Origin of the sequence: Bacillus sp. NPDC077027, assembly GCF_050269555.1 — a bacterium.
Classification (GTDB): domain Bacteria; phylum Bacillota; class Bacilli; order Bacillales; family Bacillaceae; genus Bacillus.
Genome location: NZ_JBNNIO010000003.1, coordinates 329462 through 351686, shown reverse-complemented (window position 1 = coordinate 351686; position 22225 = coordinate 329462). Strand labels below are relative to the sequence as shown.

Genomic DNA, 22225 nt, shown 5'->3' with positions numbered 1-22225 from the left:
TACCATAATACCACTCTAGTGACCTGGATTTTGTCTCGAGTTGAACAAAACATCAGAAAACAGTTATTTAATATACATGAAAATACTTGTTCGAGCAACGAACATTAGCAAAAAACGAGAGCAACAAATCACTTTATATTTCTCAAAATCTAAACAGATGGAACGCCGTCCCAAATGCAAGAGGAGTTGAACGACAACAATATTTATTGAACCTAGAAAAAACGACATGAAAATATAGAAAAACGGTTTACTTATGGAAGCAGACCGCTCTTTTATTGATCAACATAATGAATTGATGCTATATACATCTATTGTTTGATTCCATTTAGAAATCGTCTTTTCTTTTTTCATTCCAAGCTTTGCCGCCACCTGAATAGAACGTTCATTTGCTGGATTGATCAGACTAATCAATCGTCTTACTTTCATGTATTCAAAACCGTATGATATACAGCCTTTGGCCGCTTCGAATGCATAACCTCGTCCCCATGCATCTCTTTTCAACATGTAGCCAATTTCAAGTTCCGTTTTCTCTTCAACTTTTTGTAAGATGATGCCACTTTGCCCTAATGCTTCACCTGTACGTTTATCTTCTATGATCCAAAGAGATGTATCGAACCTCTGATCATTTTTTTGATTCCACTTGATCCATTCCTCGGTCTGTTCTTCATCTTTTAACGAAGGATAATACTTCATCACCTCTTCATTTTGAAACATCGAGAATAAAAATTCTTTATCACCCTCATCCATTGTTCTTAGCTTAAGCCGATCTGTTTCAAGTACGTTCCGTCTCTGTCTCATGTTCACCTTAAGCCCTTCTTTCTTCCATTTAATTCTTAAAGAAATCACCGAACAAACCGTTTGAATCTGGCGCAAAATATTGAAAGCCGGCACTCGTTAATCCAGCAGCGAGAGCTGTCCACATGATCAGGCTGACAGTCATCCAGCTTGCCACAAGTTTCTTTTTTGTCCCGAAGCCCATACACATGAGTGCCGCTAAGTGGCTGCCAATGATAAAAGGACCGATAAGAGCAAGTCCTGGAAGCCCATATTTCCCCCATATTTTTTTCGCTCTTTCTTGCTTCTTATTCTCCCCACTATCATCCATTTGCTGTCTTCGTTTCTGACGCCACGCTTTGATTCGATCAACCAGTACAATAAGCAAAATGATTGTAAGAAAGTTACCGAGAAAACCTATAATGGCTGATGTCACTGGATGTAGTCCACTAATAATCGCAAGTGGCACCACTCCAATCACTTCAAATAACGGCAGCGCCGCTAACACAAAAACAAGTACATATCCCCATAGCATATCCATCACGTTAATCCCCTTTTTCTTTATGACCTCTTACCATTGTAATGAACCTTTCTTTCCTTTTTCCACATTTTTTAGAAAAAAGAAAAAAACACATCATTGACATGATGTGCAGTTATACCGTTTCAGACAACCGACCGAACCATTCTTAGCGATGCTTTGATAGATAAGAATAGACAGGCTGAACAATTGATTCGATAAACGGCAAGTAAAACAAATAACCTAGAGGTTTTTTCACAGGAAGTATCGTTAAAATCTTTCTAATCGTTTGAAAGCCGGAAAGCAACTCAGTTTGTGTTGTGAACATATGTATTTGCTCATCAACATCACGATAGTCGAGCACTCTGCTATAAAGGGATTGATGGATTTCTTGAACTGGATACCACTCAATTCGATTCATCCAATCAAGATGACCTACGATTTTCTTCACCCTTTTATATAAAAGACACTTGGCATCATAAAATACGATATGCCGAAACATACAAAGCGGCTCAACTTTTGGCTTATGAGGCTTTCTCTTTGTTTGATTGTCGCGTTTTAAAAAACATGAAAAGCACAATGATTAAACAAGAAATGACATTTTGACTAAGCAGAACAACAGGAGTTGTCCAACCAAACCATTCTAAAAGTAATTGTGGACCAAAAAAGATGATAGGTAACAATGAGATAAAATGAGCCTTCATGATCGTATTTATCACAACAATGAATAAAAACATGAGGATGATTGCTGCCCACCTTTGATCAGGCGTTAAAATAAGGACAGGTATACCTAGTTTGTTATTCAATAAGCTGACAGTAAAAATTGCCGTAAACTGAAAAGTACCGATGAGACAACAATAAAGTAACGAATTGGCCTTTGATTGAAATGCGGTAGCTCTAAACATAACAACAGTTGTGATCAAATTTACTAGTAGGATCAACGGATAACCAATGAGTGCATACCAAGAATATGCTAAGCTTTGATTGATTGCATCTGCTAAAATGATATAAAAAAGCGAACCGAGCAAAAAGGTACTGACTAATTGGAATGTTTCTCTTCGATTGCCAGCTAACTCACTGGCAAGTTCATCAGCAAATGCTTTCGGATCCTCACCAAAAATATCTTTTCCTAACTTCCCTTCTTTTTCTGCCTCTACGGCGTGTGTTGCTAATTCATCCAGCAATTCATTTACTTCTTTTTCATCTTTTCCTTTTGCAAGTAAATATCCGTTTAAATCTATGAGGATATCTTTTGTTTCTCTCGATAACACACAGATCACTTCCTTTTGGTCAATAGATTTTGTACATTTGTTGATAATGTTATCCAGCGTTCGGTAAATTCAGTGAGTGCTTGTTCTCCTTTGGGGGTAAGCGTGTAGTACTTTCGTTTTGGTCCGCTCACAGATACTTTCATTTCTGTTTGGACAAGCTGATCCTTCTGCATTCTTAAAAGAATAGGATAAATGCTCCCCTCGCTGATTTGTTCAAAACCGTAGGTATCTAGTTTCTTTGTCATTTCGTATCCATAAATCTGCCCTTCTGAAATAATCGAGAGCAAACATCCTTCTAAAATACCTTTTAACATCTGTGTAGATGGTATCATCGTTTTTCCCTCCACCTCCAGTATCTTGTCATGCAAGATACTGTCATCTTATCATTCACTAACTTGTTATGCAATATAGTGACACAAAAAAAATCACCGCATATTCGGTGATTTTATGCCCATGGCTTATCTGTGCCAAGTGCATCAGCAAGCGCTTTACTATGTTCTCTACGGCTTTTTCTTTCTTCAGCCCGATGCTTCGCTGTGTGATGAAGCATGATTTCTTCTTCGGTTTCAGGGACTACTTGAGGGACACGTTTAGGTTTTCCGTTTTCATCTAGTGAAACAAACGTTAAAAATGAAGTAGCTGCTAGTCTGCGTTCCCCTGACATTAAATTTTCTTTAATAACTTTGACGAATACTTCCATTGATGAAGTCCCCACCCATGTCACATAAGATTCTAAACAAACGGACTCTTTTTGACCGATAGGCTCCAAAAAGTCGACTGAATCCATTGATGCGGTAACAGTTTCACTTCGGCTATGTCTTGCTGCAGAAATCGAGGCAATGTCATCTATATAGCTCATTAATTTCCCGCCAAATAGCGTTTGGTGATTGTTTATATCCAGTGGAAATACCCTGCTCGTTTTCACGACCTTCGATTCTTTGCAGTATTTAAAGTTATTTTCATTTTCGCCCATGGTAATAGCTCCTTCTAGCTGTTTTCTATGATGCAGAACGTCTTTTATTAAACACTATTCTTTTAGGTTTGTCTAAATTTTTCGCTTTAGTCTGATTTGAGAGATTTTCTCACTAAAATGTTTCAACTTTTACTAGAAGGAGGAATAATATAATCATTGATCACCCGAGGGAGGTCCTTATATGGATTCTATTAGATCATCTGAACAGCACTTCGCCCCATTATGTATGAGTGAATTTGGCAAACTGCATGACGTCATCTTATGCAGCCCACTTCATATGGAAATTAAACATATCATTAATGAAACACAAAAGCATTTTGCAAAGGATAACATTTCACAAATCAAAGCAATTGCCCAACATACACAGTTTGTTCAAGCATTAATAGACCACAAGGTTCAGCCTATTTTACTTCCATCAATTGAACACTTTCCAGAACAAGTCTTTACAAGAGATATTGGATTTACGATTGGGCGTACCGTCTTTATTTCAAACATGGCCGCCTCTATTCGCCAAGGGGAAGAACAGCTATTGAAGGAATGGATCAAAAGTAAAGGATGGGGCTACACTGAGCTGAAAGACACCTCTATTGAAGGCGGAGATGTTCTAATTGATCAACATCGGGTGTATGTTGGTATTAGCAGTAGAACGAGTCGTGCCGCTTTGATCCAGCTGAAACAAGCACTCCCGCAATATGAAATGATTCCTCTTCTGCTAAATCCATCTATACTACATCTTGATTGTGTATTTAATATTATCTCAGGAGACGAGGCACTCATTTATTCACCAGCATTCTTAAAAGAAGATCTACACATGCTAAGCCAGCAGTACAATTTAATTGAGGTCACAGAACAGGAACAATTTACACTTGGTACCAATGTTCTATCCATTGGTCAGAAGAACATTTTTACTCTACCTATAAATAAGAAAGTAAATAAAGCACTCTCAAAAAGAGGGTACAATGTCATTGAAGTTGATTTCTCGGAAATCATTAAATCAGGCGGCTCTTTTAGGTGTTGTACGATGCCTATTAGCCGCACATAAAAAAGAACCTGCTTCTAAAAGCAGGTAGATGCCGTTGTAATGGGTTACCCTTATTCCAACGGCTTTTTTCATTTGAATCGAGGATTTTCCGATCACCATTTAATTGTGCAACAATTGTTGACCTTCTTGATCTTGTAGCCGAAGCTCATAAAGATGACATGCGACTTCATGCCCTTCTTCCACTACTTGTAGCTCTGGCCTTTTATGTGCACAAATCTCCATAGCTGCTGGACACCTTGTCCGAAACACACAGCCGCTTGGAGGATCAATTGGACTTGGAATCTCTCCTTTTAAAATAAAACGTTTTCGTTTATCTTCTATATCTGGATCAGGTATAGGTATAGCTGATAATAGTGCTTGCGTGTATGGATGAAGCGGCTTTTCATATAAGGTATCACTACTTGTCATTTCGACCATATGCCCAAGATACATCACACCAATTCTATCACTAATATGCTTGACCATAGATAAATCATGGGCAATAAACAAAAATGTCAATCCTTCTTCCTTCTGTAATCTCTTCATCAGATTGACGACTTGGGCTTGAACAGATACATCAAGAGCTGAAATCGGCTCATCAGCGACGATGAATTCTGGCTCTAATGCCAGCGCACGTGCAATCCCAATTCGTTGCCTTTGTCCCCCGCTAAATTCATGCGGATACCTACTTGCAAAATCATTGCTCAGTCCAACAGCTTCCAGTAATTCCTTGACGCGCTGAATTCTTTTTTCATGACTGCCATGCATTCGATGAATCTCCATTGGCTCAAGAATAATATCTCTTACTGACAGCCGGGGATTTAACGAAGAATAAGGATCTTGAAAAACCATTTGAATCTGCCTGTTCAATATGAACTCTTCTTCCTTTAATAATTGATGAATATTTGATCCGCGGTAATTGACCTGTCCCTCCGTTGGATCATAAAGCCTCATCAATACTCTGCCAAGTGTCGATTTTCCGCATCCAGATTCACCTACAAGACCAAACGTTTCTCCTTGTTTTAGCTGAAATGAAATGCCGTCAAGTGCTTTTAACGTCTTTCCTTTGGAAACATGAAAATACTTTTTTAGTCCTTTTACCTCTAAAAGCGGATCATGTGACATGAAAAGTTCCCCCTTTATGCATGTAAGTAGCGGCGGGCTCCTGTGAATTCTTCTTCATAGGATGTACCGGCAAATGAAATAAGTTCAATCTCTTTCCCCGTTTTTGGTGAATGTAGCATCATCCCCTCGCCTGCATAAATCCCAACATGACGAACGGCTCCTTGTCCCTTTTGATCAGCAAAAAACATTAAATCTCCTGGCTCCATCTCTTGAAAGAGAATGTTTTTCCCTACTTGTGCTTGATCACTTGCATCCCTTGGCAAAAGGTGTCCACATGCTTTGTACATGTTGTATGCAAAACCTGAACAATCATATCCGAAACCACTCATTCCTCCCCACAAATAGGCAAGGCCAAGAAATTGCATCCCTGTATTCACTACTTTCATACCACAAGCAGAAGCGGATAATGTAGATTCATAGATGACACCTTCTTTTTTGATCTCTCTTTGTCCAATCGGTGTGTCTACAATGAGCAAATCTGTTTCCTCTTTTATCAGAGCAAGTTTTGTTAAAAAACTAATCTCTACATCTGCTACACCATTTTTGAACAGTGTTGTCGTTCGCTTTGAAACAATGACTCTCTTTTTCCTGCCAGTCGCTTGATAACGCTTCAATTGACTGGATGGAATATACCCTGGGTAGCCTCTGTCATTTTTTCGGCTCGGTTGCTCTGGAAGAACCACTTTCATCCAGTCGTTTTTTTCTTCTAATACGATCACTCGCTCTCCTAATAACACTTGTGTTTGAACAAGGTTTTGTTCACATAATGCTAATTTTTGTTCATAGGTTTGCAAGTCTATCCATTTTTGAAGATCAAAGTCTTTGCCAAGGATATTGTGATCCAGTTTTCTTGGTGATGTCTCTAGTGTCCAGATATTTGCCACAGGCACAATGGTTTCATAGATCATACACGAACTCCTTTCACACGATTTATCCCTAAGCCGTTTTGAGGAGAAAAGGTGATGTCTTTGCCGTTATAAATAATTCCGCCATCTATCAAATCCTCTGTTAACATGAGCGGAGCATCAAAATCATAACGAGTGATGTTGGGCTGACTTGCCGCAAAGTGAGCTGCCGCTGAGATTCCGAGCTTTGTTTCAATCATACTGCCGACCATGCACTGTATCCCAAACGCTTCTGCAAGGCTATTGATTCTCAGCGCTTCTTTCATCCCTCCTGATTTCATTAATTTAATATTGATTAAATCACAGCTTCTTGATTGAAGTACCTTGATCGCATCGTTTGCTCGAAAAACACTTTCATCCGCCATGATAAGCGTGTCTGTTGCATCCGTTACCCGCTTTAACCCTTCAATATCTTCCTTAGGTACAGGCTGTTCGACTAGCTCAATATCAAGACCCTCTGCTTCCATTTTGCGAATGGCATAGATTGCTTCCTTCGAAGACCAACCTTGGTTCGCATCCAGCCTAATCTTAATGTCAGAGCCAATTTTTTCTCTTATTCTTTTGATTCGGTTGATATCCGTTTCAACATCTTTTCCTACTTTGATTTTCAATATACGAAAACCTTCTGATACATATTGCTTTGCATCTTCTGCCATTTCCAGTGGACGGTTCACACTTACCGTAAAATCTGTCTCAAGTTGAGCTCGATACCCGCCAAGAAATTGATAAAGTGGAAGCCTCGCTTGCTTCGCTAATCCATCATATATCGCCATATCAACTGCTGCTTTCGCACTTGTATTGCCAACAAGCACACGTTCCATATGCATAAAAAGCTGTTCATACTGCGAGAGATCGGCACCTAAAAGAACTGGTTTTAGCACACCATTGACCGCTTGTTCGATGCTCTCTAATGTTTCGCCCGTAATGACAGTCGTTGGTACTGCCTCCCCATAGCTTTTCTCACCTTGATCATATTGCAAGACTACGATCACCGATTCTGCTTCATACACGGTACGTAGTGCTGTTTTAAATGGCTTCTTTAATGGAACCGACGTACGGAAAGTGTGAACATCTATGATTTTCATTTTATCGCCTCTTTCGCTGTCACCCCAGGTGAAATATGCAGTTGTTTTCCCGTTGCATCAAGGACTGCATTCGTTCCAATCGGGATGCCGATGTTTGGAGAAGAATGACCTATTTGAAAGCCACTAAGCGCCGGTTTTTTCTCTGAAAGGATGTAGGATTCCCACAATTGTTCAAGCGTCAATGAGTGCTCTCTTTTTTTAGGCTCACATTGATGAAAATCACCTATCATAAACCCAGCAGCATCCTGAAGCTTCCCAGACGATTTTAGATGCTGCAACATTCGGTCGATTTTATATGGCTCTTCATCAATGTCTTCAATCAGTAGTAATTTCCCCTTCGTATCAATTTCAAAAGGCGTGCCAAGTGTGGTGACAATCAGAGCAAGATTACCTCCAATGATTTCACCAGATGCAGTTCCATCATGAACAGTTGTTAGCTCTGATAGTTGCTCTGTATATGTGAAGGAATCAGGTGAAAAAAGCTGTAAAAATGTTTCCTTCGTAATTGAGTGAACATCTTTTTTTCCAACATCTGATGAGAGCATTGGCCCATGAAAGGTGATCAGTCCCGTTTGTTGATGAATGGCTGTATGTAAAAATGTAATATCACTATATCCCCAAAAAATTTTAGGGTGCTGACGAATGATGTCATAATTTATTTTTTCAGCAAGCCGCCCTGTCCCATATCCTCCACAGGCACAAAGGATGGCTTTCACTTCATGATCTTGGAACATCGTATGCAAATCTTCTAATCTTTCATGATCTCGCCCTGCTAAATATCCATAGCGACTGTCTACATATTTCCCCTTTTTCACCTTTAATCCTAGACTTTCAATGAAATCAACGCCTCTTGCTAACTTCTCTTCATCAGGCGGGCTCGCTGGTGCAATCACCCCTACCGTGTCTCCTTTTTGAAGTGCCGCTGGCTTATGGTTCATGTCGATCCCTTCCTTTTCTGTTTTGTTTCTTTCAATCTATGGGAATCCTAGACATAACATGAACGAATAAATGAACAGACGCTTCCTTCAAAAGCGTCCGCTCCATGACTTTTCGTCTTATTTGACTTCTGCCCATTTCAATTCGATATAGCCAACTGGATGACGAACGATACCTTTCACGCCTTCTTTTTGCATGTGAACTTGGTTATAAAAATGAATTGGGATGATAGGCGCTTCATCCATCAGCAATTGTTCAGCTTCATGTAAAATGTCATTTCGTTTCTGTTCATCTGCTTCTTGACTTGCCTTTTTGATCATCTGATCATACGATTTGTTTGACCATCCTGTTCTGTTCATCGCATTGCCTGTTTGGAAGCTCTCTAGGAAGTTGATTGGGTCCGCATAATCTGCTAAAAACGAACTTTGCGAGAATTGGAACTTGAGCGCCTTTTGATCTTCGGCAAACACATTCGCTTCCATGTTCGCTAGCTTTACATCAACACCAAGTGTTTCTTTTAGTTTTTGCTGAATTGCCTCTGCTTTTTTCTTATTTTCAGGCTTTGTACTGTATGTTAATGTGACGGGTGGCAGCTTTGAATAGTTTTCTTCCTTTAGTCCTTTTTCTAACAGCTTGGCTGCTTCATCTGGCGCATACGAAACGAGGTCGCCCCCTTCTTCTCTAAAGTCCTTGCCGCTTGAATCAAAAATGCCTGGTGAGACAAAAGCTTTTGCGGGCTTTTCACCATTTTTGGTAACATAATCGACGATGTCTTGCTGATTAATTGCCATTTGAAATGCTTTGCGAATGTTTTGATTTTGAAAAGGCTCCATATTGACATTTAACCGGTAAAAGAACAAGCCAGCTTGATCCTCTACTTGAACGTCCTCTTTTTTGAGCAGTTCTTCACTTAGCTCAGCAGGAACAAACGCTGTATCCAATTCTCCAGATTGGAACATTTGATAGTCCGTGTTTCTGTCACTGACCATCGCCCATGTGACCTTGTCGAGCTTGACATTTTTCCTATCCCAATACGTATCGCTTTTCTCCATCGTAAAGCTCTCATCATGCTTCCACTCCGTTAGCTTAAATGGCCCATTCCCAACAAACGTTTTTGCATTTTTTGCCCAGTTCGGATCTTTTTCAACGACCTTTTGGTTGACTGGGAAAAAGGCAGGGTTTGCTACAATATTTAAAAAGGATTTTTGCGGTGCTACCAATTGAACTTCCAGTGTTTGATCATTGACCGCTTTGACTGCAACATCCGCTTCCTTCCCTTTGCCGCTATTGTAATCCTCTCCACCTTCAATCATATAAGCCAAAAAGGAGGCTGATGATCCTGTTTTTGGATTCAGGAGACGTTTCCAAGCATATTCAAAATCACTGGCAAGCACAGGATCACCATTTGACCACTTGATCCCGTCTCTTAAATGAAATGTATAGGTTTTCCCATCATCAGAGATATCCCACTTCTCTGCCATAGCACCCGAAGGCTCATGCTTGTCATTAAGCCTTGTTAACCCCTCCATCAGATTGTTTAATCCTTGCCAAGATACATTATTAAATCCAATGGGTGGGTCAAACGATGTTGGTTCACTTTCATTATTTAACCGCAGTACCTTTTCTTTTGCAGAACTACTTGAAGAACCTTTACCCGTCTGTTCATTTGCTGTACAGCCAAATAATAGAAACACTAACATTAGTAATACACCAAATAACCAACCTTTTTTCAACATGATAAAATCCCCCTTTGTTTATGATGAAAAGACGACTTGATTTGCCCGTTCATCTTGAAGCCAACAATGGACAAGATGTGTGGCGGAGCGCTCGGTCACATGAGGCATGATTCGATCGCAGACATTCATGGCATATGGACACCTGTCTGTATAGGGACACCCTTTAGGTGGAGAAAATAAATCTGGAGGACTTCCCTCAATTGGCATAAGCTCATCTTTCATATCAAGTCTTGGCACAGATTGTAAAAGCCCCTTTGTATAAGGATGCTGTGGTCTGTAGAAAATGTCTTGCCTTGTCCCAATCTCAGCCATTTTCCCTCCATACATCACCGCAACTCTATCCGCCACTTGCGCAACGACGCCTAAGTCGTGCGTAATTAAAATGATCGTGACACCTGTTTTTTCCTGAATCTCTTTAAATAGCTCGAGAATCTGTGCTTGGATGGTGACATCAAGTGCTGTTGTCGGCTCATCTGCAATCAATACCTTCGGCTCACATATCAAAGCCATGGCAATCATCAGCCTTTGTCGCATTCCACCACTGAATTGATGCGGATACTGCTTTAATCGCTCCTTCGGGTGAGGAATACCGACTAAGTTAAGCATATGTACAGCAGCTTGTTCCACTTCTTTTTTCGTCATCCGCTTATGCTGCCTAGCTGCCTCCATTAACTGGTCACCAATCGTAAGAGTAGGATTTAATGCTGTCATCGGGTCTTGAAATATCATAGAGATATCAACACCTCGAATAGACCTCATTTGCTTTTCTGACAGAGTCAGTAAGTTTCTTTCCTCAAACCATATTTCTCCTTTATCGATTGTCGCAGAGTAGTTTGGCAATAGGCGCATGATACTCTGGGATGTCACACTTTTTCCGCAGCCAGACTCGCCTACAATGGCAAGCGTCTCTTTTTCATACACATCAAAACTCACACCACGCACGGCTTGTACAGACCCTCCATATGTACGAAAGGATACGGTTAAATCTAAGACTTGAAGAACTTTCTTCATTGTGTTTACCTCCTCATCTTCGGATCAAGTGCGTCTTGCAAGCCATCCCCTAAATTATTAAAACAAAACATGGTCAAAGAGATAAAAAAGGCTGGAAAGAACAGCCGCCACCAATGGCCTGACAATATTGTCGGCAATGCATCATTTGCCATTACACCCCAGCTCGCAAACGGCGCCTGAATACCGAGTCCGAGAAAGCTAAGGAAGGCTTCGGCAAAAATAGCGGTCGGTACAGTTAACGTCATTTGGACGATAATAGGTCCCATCGTATTTGGCAGCAAACCCTTGCGAATAATATGCAGACTGCTTGCTCCAAATGTTTTGGACGCTAACACATATTCTTGTTCTTTTAGCTGAAGAACCTGTCCCCTTACAATCCTCGCCATCCCAATCCATCCTGTTACAGTTAAAGCAACGATGATTGTTAATAGTCCTGGTCCCATGAGAACCATTAGTAATATGACAACAAGCAAGTAAGGCAAACCATATAACACCTCAATGATTCGCATCATCACATGATCGTATTTGCCACCTTTATAACCAGCAACACCGCCATAAATCACTCCAATAGCAAAGTCGATAAAAGCTGCCATCACACCAACAAAAAGAGAAATACGCGCCCCATACCAAGTACGTGTAAACACATCTCGTCCAAGCTCATCCGTTCCAAACCAATGCATAGCTGACGGCGGTAAGTTTTGCATGGATAAATGCTGTGCTGTCACACTATTCGGCGCAAGTAGTGGGCCGATAAGAGCCATAAAAAAAAGAAAGATTAATACAGATAGGCTGAACATGGCCAATTTATTTTTCTTGAGCCTTCTCCAAGCGTCTGCCCAATAAGATAGTGAAGGTCTTTTGATGACATGTGTTTCATGCTTTCTCTTCTCTTTCTGAGCGAACCATTCATCAGGAACATGAGAGGATCTGCTTGTTTCATCACGCCGAACGTATAAACTCATGCCCTCCCTCCTTTTTTATGAAGCTGAATACGTGGATCAAGCAAGCTGTAAGCTACATCAACAATGAAGAGTAAAACAATTAATATAAGACTATAAAAAACGGTCGTACCCATAATGACAGGATAATCCCGATTATTAATACTTTCGACAAAGTACTTCCCCATGCCCGGAATGGCAAATATCTTTTCAATGACAAAGCTCCCAGTTAAAATACTGGCAACGAGCGTGCCAAGAATCGTAATGACTGGTAAAAGGGCATTTCTTAATGCGTGTTTCACAATAATTTTAAATGGCGCAAGTCCCTTCGCCTTTGCGGTTCGAATATAATCCTGCGTGAGCACCTCAATCATGCTTGATCTAGTCAGCCTCGCAATGATCGCCATTGGGCCAACTGCAAGAGCAACGGTTGGAAGTACCATATGCAAAGGGCTTGTCCAAGTAGCAGTCGGAAACATGTGTAGATTCACAGCAAATTGTTGAATCAGTAAGGTTGCAAAAATAAAGTTTGGAATGGATATACCGAAGACAGCAATGGTCATGGCGATGTAATCTATAAAACCATTATGGCGAAGAGCAGCGACCACCCCTAAAATAATGCCGGAAAGGACTGCGATCGTAATAGAAATAAGACCAAGTTCTAATGAGACAGGAAATCCTCTGGCAAGCAAGTCATTGACGCTCTCAGAGGGTTTTTTGATAGAAGGACCAAAATCAAACGTCACAATCGATTTTAAATAGATCATATATTGAACGAATAGTGGTTCGTCTAAGTGATAGTAGCTTTCGAGGTTTTGTTGGACGGTTTCATTTGTATTTCTCTCTTCATTGAAAGGTGATCCGGGGATGACCTTCATTAAGATAAAGGTTAATGTTGTGATTGTTAAAATGGTGGCAAGCATGGCAATGAAGCGTTTGAGCAAAAAGCTAGTCATCTCTTGTCTCCCCCTTATTTAACTAAATGTCGTTCGTTGGGCAAGCTCCGTCATGACGAGCATCGCTTGATAGGCTTCTAATATATGTTTCGCTTCAAACCTGACGATGGTCGATCCATTTTCGATCTCTGTACCTGGCATCAAATTTGCCCATTCCGCTTGTCCATAGTTGGCAAATTCAATACGGAGGATTGGTTTATCAGGGGGTGTTAAAGGTTTTATTTTGGCCATATCCGCTATTGCCCTTTCGGTTGCTTCCGCAATTCGCTTTTGTGCTTTTGTGGGAGTCAAGCACTTCACCGCTGACCTTGAGATGGTCTCCTTTACAACAGCCGTTTTCACTCCATCAATGAGTCCCTCAGCTTCAAGTGCTGCTTGATCATCGCCAGCTACAAGAATCACCGGAACTCCGTAATATCCAGCGACATACGCATTAAATCCCATCTCACCAATCGGATGATCATTTATGTAAAAATGTCTCACACCAAATATCATGCTGTGCGACATGACCCCTCTCATAGATGCTCTCGCATGATACCCTAAAAACACAGCCGCATCGTACGATTGATCAAGGCTCTGTACCATTGAAAAGGGTTTAACATCTCCGGAAATGAGTGTGGCTTCTTCATGAAGCTCCTCAATGAGTAGATTATTCATTTTTGAATGACTATCATTGACTAGAATATCTTCCGCCCCGTTTTTCACCATAGCCTCCACACAAGCATTTACTTCCCCAGTCATGATTTTTCTGCCACGTTCATAGTTGTGCTTACTCGAATCTACAAATGTATGATCAGCAAGACCAGTAATTCCTTCCATATCAACGGATAAATAGAGCTTCATCCTCATCCCCCTCAAATTAAATTTAAAATTTGTTTTTATTTTTCTGAATTTTCTAAGAAATTATATGAGAACTTGATCGATTTTTCAATACAATTTGCGAAAATAAGGAGTTTAGTCTCATGTAATATAGGAAAAAAGAGGTTAAAAAAGAGGATATTTTTGACAAATAAAACACCACTAACTATGTCTTTAGTGGTGTTCATGTGGATCATTTATTTGTGATTTCAACTGTTCATACTTCCGCAATGTTTGCTTGAATAACTCATCAAACATCGCTGGGGCTTGTTGTTGGATGACTGCTGCACCTTCACCGGTAATGCCTCCCTTTGTTGCGACCCTTTCAACGGTTTCAGCGAACGTCATTCCTCTTTCAATGAGCACTTGTCCTGTTCCAAGTAAAGCATATGTAAGAAACTCATACGCTTCTTCAAGTGAAAGACTGCTGTTTCTTGCGGCGGCTTGTGACATCTCCTCAAAAATCGCTGCAATAAAACCTGGAGAGGAGCTTGTTAAGTTACTTGCTGCATCAAACTTGTCCTCACTCATCTCTCGAACGATACTAAACACAGAAAGCAACAGGTGCATCGACTCCTTTTCTTCTCGTTGCACCCCTTCACCATGAGCCACAAGTGACACGCCAGTTCCAACTGCCGAGGTAAGTGTAGGAATATAGCGAGATACTGGCTGATCCGTCCACTTCTCAAGGTTTTCTAATGTAACAGCCGCTGCAATTGAAACGAAATGAATTCGTTTATCTGAACGACGCGTTTGACCTAGCACCTGTTGGACAGTCAGTGGCGGTACACAAATAAAAATAAGATCACAATTTGTCACCAGATCCGTTATCGAACAGACGGATACTTCCTGATAGATATTCCTTAGCTTTTCTAATCGTTCATTTTCACTTCTTGTATGGATCATCAGCTGTTTTGCATCTAAAGTGCCGGCTTCAAGCCATTTTTGCACCATCATATCAGCCATACTACCATAACCTATGATTCCGATTGTATTCACAACAAAACTCCTCTGTCTTCTATTCATTCTCCTGTTCATTTTAACAATTTCCCACAATGTTTTCATTTTTATCCCACATTTTTTCTTTACGATAACACCAAGCGAAACAAACATGACATCTTCATTCAACATAGATACTTAAAATTTGATTTGAAAGAGAGTGATCTTAATGACAAACAACTACAATGATGACCACCAACAAACAGGCGAATTACAAAAAACCGAAACACCTGCTACACAAACTGTAGAGAAGCTCCAACCAAAAAGACGGAAAAACTTCGGCTGGTTTAAACCTATTATAAGCGGTGTTGCCGGCGGTACACTAGCGCTTGGCGTTTATATTTTAACGCCCTATGCGCAAAGCGCAAGCGAATCCACGCAGAACAGCACGACTGCCAAAACAGAAGCCGTATCGACCAGTAACTCTGACTCAAATACAACTAAAACAACATCAACAGTTCAAACTGGGACTTCTTCTTCAGATATATCGAATATGGTAGAAGACGTATCTCCTTCTATTGTAGGAATCACAAACTATCAAAAGCAATCACAGTCTACGAATTTTGACGATTCAAGTATACCAAATGATCAATCCAGCCAGGATCAAAGCAGTAGCAGTCAAGAAGAAGAAAGCGGTACTGGATCAGGTGTTATTTTTAAAAAATCAGGAAATAAAGCATATATTATCACAAATAATCACGTCATCGAGGGAGCAAATAAACTGACTGTCTCCTTACATGACGGTTCTACCATAGAAGGAACTATTGTTGGTTCTGATCCTCTTACTGACTTGGCTGTCGTTGAAATCAGTAGTGCAAAGGTTACAAAGGTTGCTTCACTAGGCGATTCTTCTTCACTTCGTGCTGGTGAAACAGTCATTGCCATCGGAAATCCGCTTGGTGAAGATTTATCAAGAACTGTCACACAAGGGATTGTCAGTGGCGTTGATCGAACTGTATCCATGACGACCTCTGCTGGAGAAAGCAGCATCAATGTCATTCAAACAGACGCAGCCATTAATCCCGGAAATAGTGGCGGGCCTCTTTTAACGACAGATGGAAAGGTGGTTGGCATCACAAGCATGAAAATTTCTGAAACAGGTGTTGAAGGAATTGGCTTTGCACTCCCGATGAATGATGTAAAACCAATTGCTGAACAACTATTATCTAAAGGGAAAATTGAACGTCCTTATATTGGAATCAGCATGCTTGATCTTGAACAAGTTCCAGATGCCTACCAAAAGGATACACTCGGGCTTTCTAATAATCAGCTTGATCAAGGTGTCTATGTGAAGGAAGTGGCTTCTGGCTCACCAGCATCTCAAGCAGGCTTAAAAGCAGAAGATATCATTGTTGCCATCAATGGTAAAAAAGTGGAAACAGGAAGTGGATTACGCAACGCTCTTTACACAAACGCTAAAATTGGTGAAACTGTCAAAATCACTTTAGTAAGGAATGGAAAAGAAATGACGAAAACAGTGGCATTAACAAAATCTCAGCAAGTCACTTCATAAATAAAAAAAAGAGCAGTTCAAGTTTTACTGAGCTGCTCTTTTTGTCAATTAGTGAAGCGGTACAAGGCGCTTTTCGATCTCCTCACGCTTGTGCTCTAAAAACGGCGGGAGTGCCAGCGTTTTCCCTAGGTGCTCTACTTCTTCATCCACAGTAAAACCAGGACCATCTGTCGAAATTTCAAATAAGATTCCATTTGGCTCTCTAAAGTAGAGAGCTTTGAAGTAATAACGTTCCACTACTCCTGAATTGGTAAAACCAGCATTTGTTATTTTTTGATGCCATTTCGCTAACTCATCTGCATTCTCTACTCGAAATGCAACGTGATGAACGCTTCCTCTGCCAGATCTTTCATTAGGCCCTTCAGCTTGTTCAATTAAGTGAACCTCGGTTCCCGCTCCTCCATCACCTGATTCCAATATATAAAGAGACATATTCCCTTTCATCTTCTCACTTGTTTTTTCCTGAAAACCAAGTATTTCCGTTAACACTTGATGTGTCCTCTCTAGGCGAGATACAGTCAATTCAATTGGCCCAAGTCCTTTAATTGCAAATTCAGCCGGAATCTCATGATGATGAGGTGATTCACTTTGTGTTTCATGATGCGCCTCTACTGTAAGAAATAGCTGTTGCCCTTCGTGATCTTCAAAACGCAAGGTTGGTCTTCCACCTCTGATCGTCTGCTCACCGCTCGTTACACCTTTCTCTTCAAAACGCGCTTTCCAAAAAGCTAACGCGTCACTTGACGAAACGATAAGTCCTGTTGCTGATATTGCGTTCGTCCCGTTCAAACGGCGTGCCAGCATAGGAATTTCAAAAAAGGTTAATTCCGTACCAGGTGAAGCCACCTCATCTCCATAAAATAAATGATACATTGAAGGGTCATCCTGATTCACTGTTTTTTTCACTAATTTTAAGCCGAGCACTTGACGATAAAAATTCAGATTCTTTTGCGCATCTGCTGTAAGTGCAGACACATGATGGATTCCATTAATTCTCATGTTTATCACTCCCGTTTTGATTATCTCGAATTCAAGATAATATCTTTATGAATAAAATAGGTTATTTTTCAAAAAAAGTCAACCTTTCTGGCTCGTTCTATGGTTGTTCGGCTTTCACCATTTATATTAATGTTTAATGTCTATAAAACGTTTAATGTTCGTTTATTAGTAGATTATCATATGTGAAAATGGACTAAATGATCACTTTCATTGGAAAAATAAGAAAATCAGAAAATTTTTTTAATTCTTGTTTTCCTAAAATCGTATTACAATGATGAAAATACATTCAATTAACGTGTTATTGTGGTGCAGGAGGCGTGTGAAAATGAACAATGAACAACCAGCATTAAAAAAAGAAATCGGCTTATTCTTTGCCCTCTCTCTCGTCATCGGAACGATCATTGGCTCAGGTGTATTTATGAAACCAGGCAATGTTCTCTCTTATTCAGGTAGCTCTGACATCGCACTATTTGCTTGGCTCCTAGGAGGGATATTAACACTTGCTGGTGGTTTAACAGTCGCTGAGATCGGCACACAAATCCCTAGAACTGGTGGGCTTTATGCATACCTTGAAGAAGTATATGGCGAGTTCTGGGGCTACTTATGTGGCTGGGTACAGATTATCATTTATGGTCCTGCTATCATTGGAGCACTTGGCCTATATTTTGGTTCTTTATTAGCAAATTTATTTTCGTTTTCTCAACATTGGTCTGTTGCCATTGGTATCATAGCTGTGATCTTTTTATGTCTCATTAATATTATCGGAACAAAATACGGTGGGTTCGTACAAGCAGTGACGACAATCGGAAAGCTTGTCCCAATTGCCGCCATCATTGTGTTTGGGCTTTGGAAAGGCAATGAGCACATTTTCACCGCGGTCAACGAAAGTATTTCTCAGATGAATTTTGGCGCGGCAATCCTTGCGACTCTTTTTGCTTATGATGGCTGGATTTTACTCGCAGCACTCGGTGGAGAAATGAAGAATCCTGAAAAACTGCTACCGCGAGCAATGGCGGGTGGAATTCTCATCGTTACCGCAAGCTACTTATTTATTAATTTAGCATTGCTTCATGTACTGCCAGCAAATCAAATTGTTCAGCTTGGCGAGAATGCGACAAGCACTGCTGCTACTATGCTGTTCGGTCCAATTGGTGGGAAGTTAATTAGTATCGGCATTATCATTAGTATCTTTGGGTGTTTAAATGGAAAAATCTTATCATTCCCACGCGTCATTTTTGCAATGGCTGAGAGAAATCAAATTCCATTCGCTCATATGATTTCACGTATTCATCCTACATTTAAGACACCTTGGATGGCTGTGACGGTCCAAATCTTCATTGCCATTGTTTTCATGATTGTAAGCAATCCAGAAAAGCTGTCTGAAATCTCTATTTTCATGATTTATATTTTCTATGTTATGGCGTTTTTCGCTGTTTTCAAATTAAGAAAGCAAAACAAAGGAATAGAACGCACTTACAGTGTACCTCTCTATCCTTTTACACCGATTTTAGCGATTATCGGCTCACTGTTTGTTTTAATTAGTACAATGATGACGGATTTTCTTAGCTGTCTATTATCCATGCTCATCGGCATTGCCGGACTTCCCGTTTACTATTTCTTGAAACGAAGCCAAAATCAAAAAGCATAATCAAAAAGCAGAGACCACAACAAAGGGGCTCTGCTTTATTTTTTGTATTGTTTAATGACTTTATAGGATTCGTTGAGATATCTCATCAGCCTGTATGGCTTGCTAAGGACTCTGATCGGCAGTCTTGAGATAAATCCATTTAAGTTCGCCTTATATTCCTGCGTAATTCGCTTTGGTTTTGTAGAAATTTTTTCATATACTTCCTTGTAAAATTCTTTCATGACATCTACTTGAATGTTGATCTTTTGCTGACATTCCGTACACTCTACACTTTTCATTTTGTCATTTACATAAACGATGGTGTGGAGGGTCTCTTCTTGGCACCGAGTACAGTGAAGATTTGCTTCCATTTCGGTCTGCTTCAAGATACACAACTCCTTTCTCGTTTGATGTTGTTCTCCCTTTATTATACTACAAGCAAATCAATTTTTATTTCAGTGATGCTTCTTTTAAAATGGCCGACGCTGTCAATTCATCTGTCACAAGTACATTGATGAATCCACCATTTAATGCACCAAGGGTACTTTCAGCTTTATGAGTTCCTTCGACAACCGCTATCACTTTGTTGACTTTTTTTAACTGATCTAAGGAGAGACCGATGACTTTTTGATTCAGCTCTTCTTGAACCGGATTCCCTTCTCCATCAAAAAACCTAAAGCCAATATCGCCAACCGCTCCTGATTGACGAAGACCAGATAGATCCTCATCCTTTAAATAGCCAACCGTTTTTAATGTAGAGCCTTTGTGGGGATTTCCGATTCCAATGAGGGCAATATCGACATTTTTGCCTTCTTCTAAAACAGCTTCAATATCCTGCATTGCCATGAGTCGTTCTTTCAATTCTTCTGTTTCCAAAATCGCTGGTGCGTATAAATAAGAGCACGTACCATTCATTTTCTTCGCTAGCTCATACGCCAACTGGTTCGCATGAATATCCACAGCCTGTCTACCCATCCCACCTTCAAGAGGAATGACTTTCACATTGCTTCTTCGTTCAAATGGATATTCCTTCACTAGTTCTGCAAGTGTTGTGCCCCAAGAGATGCCAATTTGATCTGCATCTTTCATATTTTTTGAGAGATAATAAGCGCCTGCTTGACCGACAGCTCGCTTGACCATTTCAGACATTGTACCTACACTTGGCACAACGACCGCATCAGTCAATTGAAAAGTCTTTTCAAGCTGTTGTTCCAGTTCAACTGTATGGATACTTTCGTCTTTAATATACACTTCGACAATCCCTACATCTTTCGCTTTTTGCAAAAGTTTTGAAATGACTGGTCGAGAAACACTTAACTTTTTCGCAATCTGTTGCTGTGTCCAGCCGTCTGTATAATATAGATGAGCAACCTTGACGAGCTGTCTTCTTTCTTCCCAATTCAACATTGTGACATCATCCTTTTAATATACTATGATTCCCAGTATACCAAACATTCGTTTCCAATTGGAACAATTGTTATAGAAATAACAAGAAAAGAGCGATCATTTCTTCGCTCTTTTTCCTTTAATGCTCATATTTCGGCTGATATGTTCTCCCGCCGTCTAATAAAAGAATCTGCCCATGAATATAGCTAGCTGCATCACTACTTAAAAATGTCGTCAGTTCGGAAATATCCTCTGGCTTTCCTAGCCTTCCAATTGGGATCAAATCCATCAGCTTCTCTTTATCCTGTTTCGTTGGATATAGAACATCGAGCATTTGAGATTCAATCACACGTGGAGCGATGACATTCATACGAATCTGATGTCTTCCAAGTTCTTTGACGAGTGATCGCATCAGTCCAAAGGCGCCAGCTTTCGAGGCGTAATATTGAATTCCGCCCCCTGATCCTGTGATCGCAGAGCCTGATCCAATGATGATCATACTGCCTTCCTTGCGTTTAAACAGATAAGGTGTCAGTGCTTTGATTGAATAAAAAAGACCGTGCAAATTCACAGCCAGCGTTTTTTTCCAAAGAGAGAAATCGACATCCAAAAAAGGTAAGGATCTTGTCATTCCCGCAGAATAGACAAGTGTATGAATACCACCTGATTCGAGCTCTGCAGACGCGATCATCTGACTGACACTTTCCCATGATGAGACATCCACTTGAAAGGTGAGAAGACTCGGGTGTTTTTCTTTAAAAGAAGAAAGCCCCTTTTCATCAATATCTGCCACTGCAACACAGTGACCATCTCTTAGAAAACGCTCGGCAATTTCTCTGCCTATCCCTTGAGCGCCGCCAACAATGAGGACTGGTTTTTTTAAATTACCCAGCACTTTCACCCCCATCAAGCATAATCGTTTCTCCGTCAGTAAACGCACCATATGCTGAGCTTAAAAAGACTGTCATATGGGCGACACTTCCTAAAATTTGCTTGTTATTATTCTGAAGATGAAGAGGCGGTGGAGCAAGCCCTAGAACCCGAATTCCTTGTCCTTTAAGCTCACGCGACAGCCCTTTCGTCATTGCATTCAACATACTTTTCGATGTTGCGTATGCAATCCCACCATCTCCTGTTACACTTGCAGATGAGGACACGTTAATCACACAGCCTTCTTTTTGTTCTAGCATGTGCCTAGCTGCTGCCTGACATGAAAGGAAGGCTGAATTCACTGTCGCTTCAACAGCATCTATCCATGTCAAATCACTCAATTCTTCAAGGCTAGCATCACTTGCTTTTTCTGCTTGATTCACTAATATGTGTAGTGCACCACATGTATCAATCACTTGTTTGACCATTACATTTGCATCATTCGGCATCGTTAACGGACTCACAATCACACTTGCCTTTCCGCCTTCTTTCCGCACAGCATCACAGATTGCCTCAGCCTTTACTTGATCATCAAATGTGTGTGCAAAAACATGTGCACCTGCTCGGCCAAGTGCCAAGCAGATGTCTTCTCCAAATCCATCGGTGCTACCTGTTACAAGTGCCACTTTCTGATGAAGCTGGACATGCACATGCATCTCCTCCCA

24 protein-coding genes are annotated in these 22225 nt (G+C 40.5%); 3 read left to right on the top strand and 21 right to left on the bottom strand.

Going from position 1 to position 22225, the window contains the following annotated elements:
* Positions 1 to 279: 279 nt before the first annotated feature.
* The 6 genes from ACQKEZ_RS12245 to ACQKEZ_RS12220 form a co-directional block, all read right to left on the bottom strand.
* Complete coding sequence (locus tag ACQKEZ_RS12245) at positions 280 to 798, bottom strand: GNAT family N-acetyltransferase (protein WP_427301928.1); 519 nt, start codon at positions 796 to 798, stop codon at positions 280 to 282.
* Positions 799 to 826: 28 nt separating this feature from the next.
* Entirely contained in the window at positions 827 to 1315 is a 489-nt protein-coding gene (locus ACQKEZ_RS12240) for a small multi-drug export protein (RefSeq protein WP_427301121.1), read from the bottom strand.
* Positions 1316 to 1460: 145 nt separating this feature from the next.
* Entirely contained in the window at positions 1461 to 1793 is a 333-nt protein-coding gene (locus ACQKEZ_RS12235) for a DCC1-like thiol-disulfide oxidoreductase family protein (RefSeq protein ID WP_427301119.1), read from the bottom strand.
* Positions 1794 to 1815: 22 nt separating this feature from the next.
* The gene (locus ACQKEZ_RS12230) at positions 1816 to 2562 is read right to left on the bottom strand and encodes an HAAS domain-containing protein (protein WP_427301117.1); all 747 of its coding nucleotides are present in this window, start codon (positions 2560 to 2562) and stop codon (positions 1816 to 1818) included.
* Positions 2563 to 2567: 5 nt separating this feature from the next.
* Complete coding sequence (locus tag ACQKEZ_RS12225) at positions 2568 to 2891, bottom strand: PadR family transcriptional regulator (protein WP_427301926.1); 324 nt, start codon at positions 2889 to 2891, stop codon at positions 2568 to 2570.
* A gap of 116 nt (positions 2892 to 3007) precedes the next feature.
* Positions 3008 to 3535 (bottom strand): acyl-CoA thioesterase, encoded by a 528-nt coding sequence (locus ACQKEZ_RS12220; protein WP_427301115.1) that lies wholly within the window; start codon positions 3533 to 3535, stop codon positions 3008 to 3010.
* 181 nt (positions 3536 to 3716) lie between these two features.
* Between ACQKEZ_RS12220 and ACQKEZ_RS12215 the strand changes: the two genes are divergently transcribed.
* Entirely contained in the window at positions 3717 to 4577 is an 861-nt protein-coding gene (locus tag ACQKEZ_RS12215) for a dimethylarginine dimethylaminohydrolase family protein (protein WP_427301114.1), read from the top strand.
* Between the two features lie 99 nt (positions 4578 to 4676).
* On the opposite strand, the gene ACQKEZ_RS12210 is transcribed toward ACQKEZ_RS12215, so the two are convergent.
* From ACQKEZ_RS12210 to proG, 10 genes are all read right to left on the bottom strand, one after another.
* Positions 4677 to 5681 carry an ABC transporter ATP-binding protein gene (locus ACQKEZ_RS12210; RefSeq protein ID WP_427301113.1) on the bottom strand — a complete coding sequence of 335 codons (1005 nt, stop codon included), beginning with the start codon at positions 5679 to 5681 and terminating at the stop codon, positions 4677 to 4679.
* Between the two features lie 14 nt (positions 5682 to 5695).
* Complete coding sequence (locus ACQKEZ_RS12205; protein WP_427301111.1) at positions 5696 to 6589, bottom strand: NlpC/P60 family protein; 894 nt, start codon at positions 6587 to 6589, stop codon at positions 5696 to 5698.
* Positions 6586 to 7671, bottom strand: coding sequence for a dipeptide epimerase (locus tag ACQKEZ_RS12200; protein ID WP_427301109.1), 1086 nt, complete (start codon positions 7669 to 7671; stop codon positions 6586 to 6588). Before ACQKEZ_RS12200 ends, ACQKEZ_RS12205 begins: the two co-directional genes overlap by 4 nt.
* A complete protein-coding gene (locus ACQKEZ_RS12195; RefSeq protein WP_427301107.1) occupies positions 7668 to 8609 on the bottom strand; it encodes a S66 peptidase family protein in 942 nt (313 codons plus the stop codon). The genes ACQKEZ_RS12200 and ACQKEZ_RS12195 overlap by 4 nt, the downstream gene beginning before the upstream one ends.
* A gap of 117 nt (positions 8610 to 8726) precedes the next feature.
* Entirely contained in the window at positions 8727 to 10343 is a 1617-nt protein-coding gene (locus ACQKEZ_RS12190; RefSeq protein WP_427301106.1) for a peptide ABC transporter substrate-binding protein, read from the bottom strand.
* Between the two features lie 18 nt (positions 10344 to 10361).
* Positions 10362 to 11354 (bottom strand): ABC transporter ATP-binding protein, encoded by a 993-nt coding sequence (locus ACQKEZ_RS12185; protein ID WP_427301105.1) that lies wholly within the window; start codon positions 11352 to 11354, stop codon positions 10362 to 10364.
* 5 nt (positions 11355 to 11359) lie between these two features.
* Positions 11360 to 12316, bottom strand: a complete 957-nt coding sequence (locus tag ACQKEZ_RS12180; RefSeq protein WP_427301104.1) for an ABC transporter permease — start codon at positions 12314 to 12316, stop codon at positions 11360 to 11362.
* Entirely contained in the window at positions 12313 to 13248 is a 936-nt protein-coding gene (locus ACQKEZ_RS12175) for an ABC transporter permease (RefSeq protein ID WP_427301103.1), read from the bottom strand. The genes ACQKEZ_RS12180 and ACQKEZ_RS12175 overlap by 4 nt, the downstream gene beginning before the upstream one ends.
* A gap of 18 nt (positions 13249 to 13266) precedes the next feature.
* Positions 13267 to 14091, bottom strand: coding sequence for a M55 family metallopeptidase (locus tag ACQKEZ_RS12170; protein ID WP_427301102.1), 825 nt, complete (start codon positions 14089 to 14091; stop codon positions 13267 to 13269).
* A 189-nt stretch (positions 14092 to 14280) separates the two neighbouring features.
* Complete coding sequence (gene proG / locus ACQKEZ_RS12165) at positions 14281 to 15105, bottom strand: pyrroline-5-carboxylate reductase ProG (protein ID WP_427301100.1); 825 nt, start codon at positions 15103 to 15105, stop codon at positions 14281 to 14283.
* A 169-nt stretch (positions 15106 to 15274) separates the two neighbouring features.
* Between proG and ACQKEZ_RS12160 the strand changes: the two genes are divergently transcribed.
* Positions 15275 to 16618: a S1C family serine protease gene (locus tag ACQKEZ_RS12160; RefSeq protein WP_427301099.1), complete on the top strand. Its 1344-nt coding sequence runs from the start codon at positions 15275 to 15277 to the stop codon at positions 16616 to 16618.
* A gap of 48 nt (positions 16619 to 16666) precedes the next feature.
* Here the strand turns inward: ACQKEZ_RS12160 and ACQKEZ_RS12155 are convergent, their stop codons facing one another.
* On the bottom strand, positions 16667 to 17617 hold the full coding sequence (locus ACQKEZ_RS12155; protein ID WP_427301098.1) for a ring-cleaving dioxygenase: 951 nt from the start codon (positions 17615 to 17617) through the stop codon (positions 16667 to 16669).
* Between the two features lie 325 nt (positions 17618 to 17942).
* Here ACQKEZ_RS12155 and ACQKEZ_RS12150 point away from each other — a divergent pair, with 325 nt between their 5' ends.
* A complete protein-coding gene (locus tag ACQKEZ_RS12150; protein ID WP_427301096.1) occupies positions 17943 to 19265 on the top strand; it encodes an APC family permease in 1323 nt (440 codons plus the stop codon).
* Positions 19266 to 19300: 35 nt separating this feature from the next.
* On the opposite strand, the gene ACQKEZ_RS12145 is transcribed toward ACQKEZ_RS12150, so the two are convergent.
* The 4 genes from ACQKEZ_RS12145 to ACQKEZ_RS12130 all read right to left on the bottom strand — a co-directional run bounded on the left by ACQKEZ_RS12145 (position 19301) and on the right by ACQKEZ_RS12130 (position 22216).
* Positions 19301 to 19630 carry a bh protein gene (locus tag ACQKEZ_RS12145; RefSeq protein ID WP_427301095.1) on the bottom strand — a complete coding sequence of 110 codons (330 nt, stop codon included), beginning with the start codon at positions 19628 to 19630 and terminating at the stop codon, positions 19301 to 19303.
* A gap of 64 nt (positions 19631 to 19694) precedes the next feature.
* Positions 19695 to 20651 carry a sugar-binding transcriptional regulator gene (locus ACQKEZ_RS12140; protein WP_427301093.1) on the bottom strand — a complete coding sequence of 319 codons (957 nt, stop codon included), beginning with the start codon at positions 20649 to 20651 and terminating at the stop codon, positions 19695 to 19697.
* A 118-nt stretch (positions 20652 to 20769) separates the two neighbouring features.
* On the bottom strand, positions 20770 to 21537 hold the full coding sequence (locus ACQKEZ_RS12135) for an SDR family NAD(P)-dependent oxidoreductase (RefSeq protein WP_427301924.1): 768 nt from the start codon (positions 21535 to 21537) through the stop codon (positions 20770 to 20772).
* Positions 21515 to 22216, bottom strand: coding sequence for an SDR family NAD(P)-dependent oxidoreductase (locus tag ACQKEZ_RS12130; RefSeq protein ID WP_427301092.1), 702 nt, complete (start codon positions 22214 to 22216; stop codon positions 21515 to 21517). Before ACQKEZ_RS12130 ends, ACQKEZ_RS12135 begins: the two co-directional genes overlap by 23 nt.
* Positions 22217 to 22225 lie beyond the last annotated feature (9 nt).

Excerpts from the sequence above, each read along its gene's own strand:
- ACQKEZ_RS12245 (WP_427301928.1), bottom strand. The coding sequence starts at position 798 with ATGAGACAGAGACGGAACGTACTTGAAACAGATCGGCTTAAGCTAAGA.
- ACQKEZ_RS12240 (WP_427301121.1), bottom strand. The coding sequence starts at position 1,315 with ATGGATATGCTATGGGGATATGTACTTGTTTTTGTGTTAGCGGCGCTG.
- ACQKEZ_RS12235 (WP_427301119.1), bottom strand. The coding sequence starts at position 1,793 with ATGTTTCGGCATATCGTATTTTATGATGCCAAGTGTCTTTTATATAAA.
- ACQKEZ_RS12220 (WP_427301115.1), bottom strand. The coding sequence starts at position 3,535 with ATGGGCGAAAATGAAAATAACTTTAAATACTGCAAAGAATCGAAGGTC.
- ACQKEZ_RS12215 (WP_427301114.1), top strand. The coding sequence starts at position 3,717 with ATGGATTCTATTAGATCATCTGAACAGCACTTCGCCCCATTATGTATG.
- ACQKEZ_RS12210 (WP_427301113.1), bottom strand. The coding sequence starts at position 5,681 with ATGTCACATGATCCGCTTTTAGAGGTAAAAGGACTAAAAAAGTATTTT.
- ACQKEZ_RS12205 (WP_427301111.1), bottom strand. The coding sequence starts at position 6,589 with ATGATCTATGAAACCATTGTGCCTGTGGCAAATATCTGGACACTAGAG.
- ACQKEZ_RS12200 (WP_427301109.1), bottom strand. The coding sequence starts at position 7,671 with ATGAAAATCATAGATGTTCACACTTTCCGTACGTCGGTTCCATTAAAG.
- ACQKEZ_RS12195 (WP_427301107.1), bottom strand. The coding sequence starts at position 8,609 with ATGAACCATAAGCCAGCGGCACTTCAAAAAGGAGACACGGTAGGGGTG.
- ACQKEZ_RS12190 (WP_427301106.1), bottom strand. The coding sequence starts at position 10,343 with ATGTTGAAAAAAGGTTGGTTATTTGGTGTATTACTAATGTTAGTGTTT.
- ACQKEZ_RS12185 (WP_427301105.1), bottom strand. The coding sequence starts at position 11,354 with ATGAAGAAAGTTCTTCAAGTCTTAGATTTAACCGTATCCTTTCGTACA.
- ACQKEZ_RS12180 (WP_427301104.1), bottom strand. The coding sequence starts at position 12,316 with ATGAGTTTATACGTTCGGCGTGATGAAACAAGCAGATCCTCTCATGTT.
- ACQKEZ_RS12175 (WP_427301103.1), bottom strand. The coding sequence starts at position 13,248 with ATGACTAGCTTTTTGCTCAAACGCTTCATTGCCATGCTTGCCACCATT.
- ACQKEZ_RS12170 (WP_427301102.1), bottom strand. The coding sequence starts at position 14,091 with ATGAAGCTCTATTTATCCGTTGATATGGAAGGAATTACTGGTCTTGCT.
- ACQKEZ_RS12160 (WP_427301099.1), top strand. The coding sequence starts at position 15,275 with ATGACAAACAACTACAATGATGACCACCAACAAACAGGCGAATTACAA.
- ACQKEZ_RS12155 (WP_427301098.1), bottom strand. The coding sequence starts at position 17,617 with ATGAGAATTAATGGAATCCATCATGTGTCTGCACTTACAGCAGATGCG.
- ACQKEZ_RS12150 (WP_427301096.1), top strand. The coding sequence starts at position 17,943 with ATGAACAATGAACAACCAGCATTAAAAAAAGAAATCGGCTTATTCTTT.
- ACQKEZ_RS12140 (WP_427301093.1), bottom strand. The coding sequence starts at position 20,651 with ATGTTGAATTGGGAAGAAAGAAGACAGCTCGTCAAGGTTGCTCATCTA.
- ACQKEZ_RS12135 (WP_427301924.1), bottom strand. The coding sequence starts at position 21,537 with ATGGGGGTGAAAGTGCTGGGTAATTTAAAAAAACCAGTCCTCATTGTT.
- ACQKEZ_RS12130 (WP_427301092.1), bottom strand. The coding sequence starts at position 22,216 with ATGCATGTGCATGTCCAGCTTCATCAGAAAGTGGCACTTGTAACAGGT.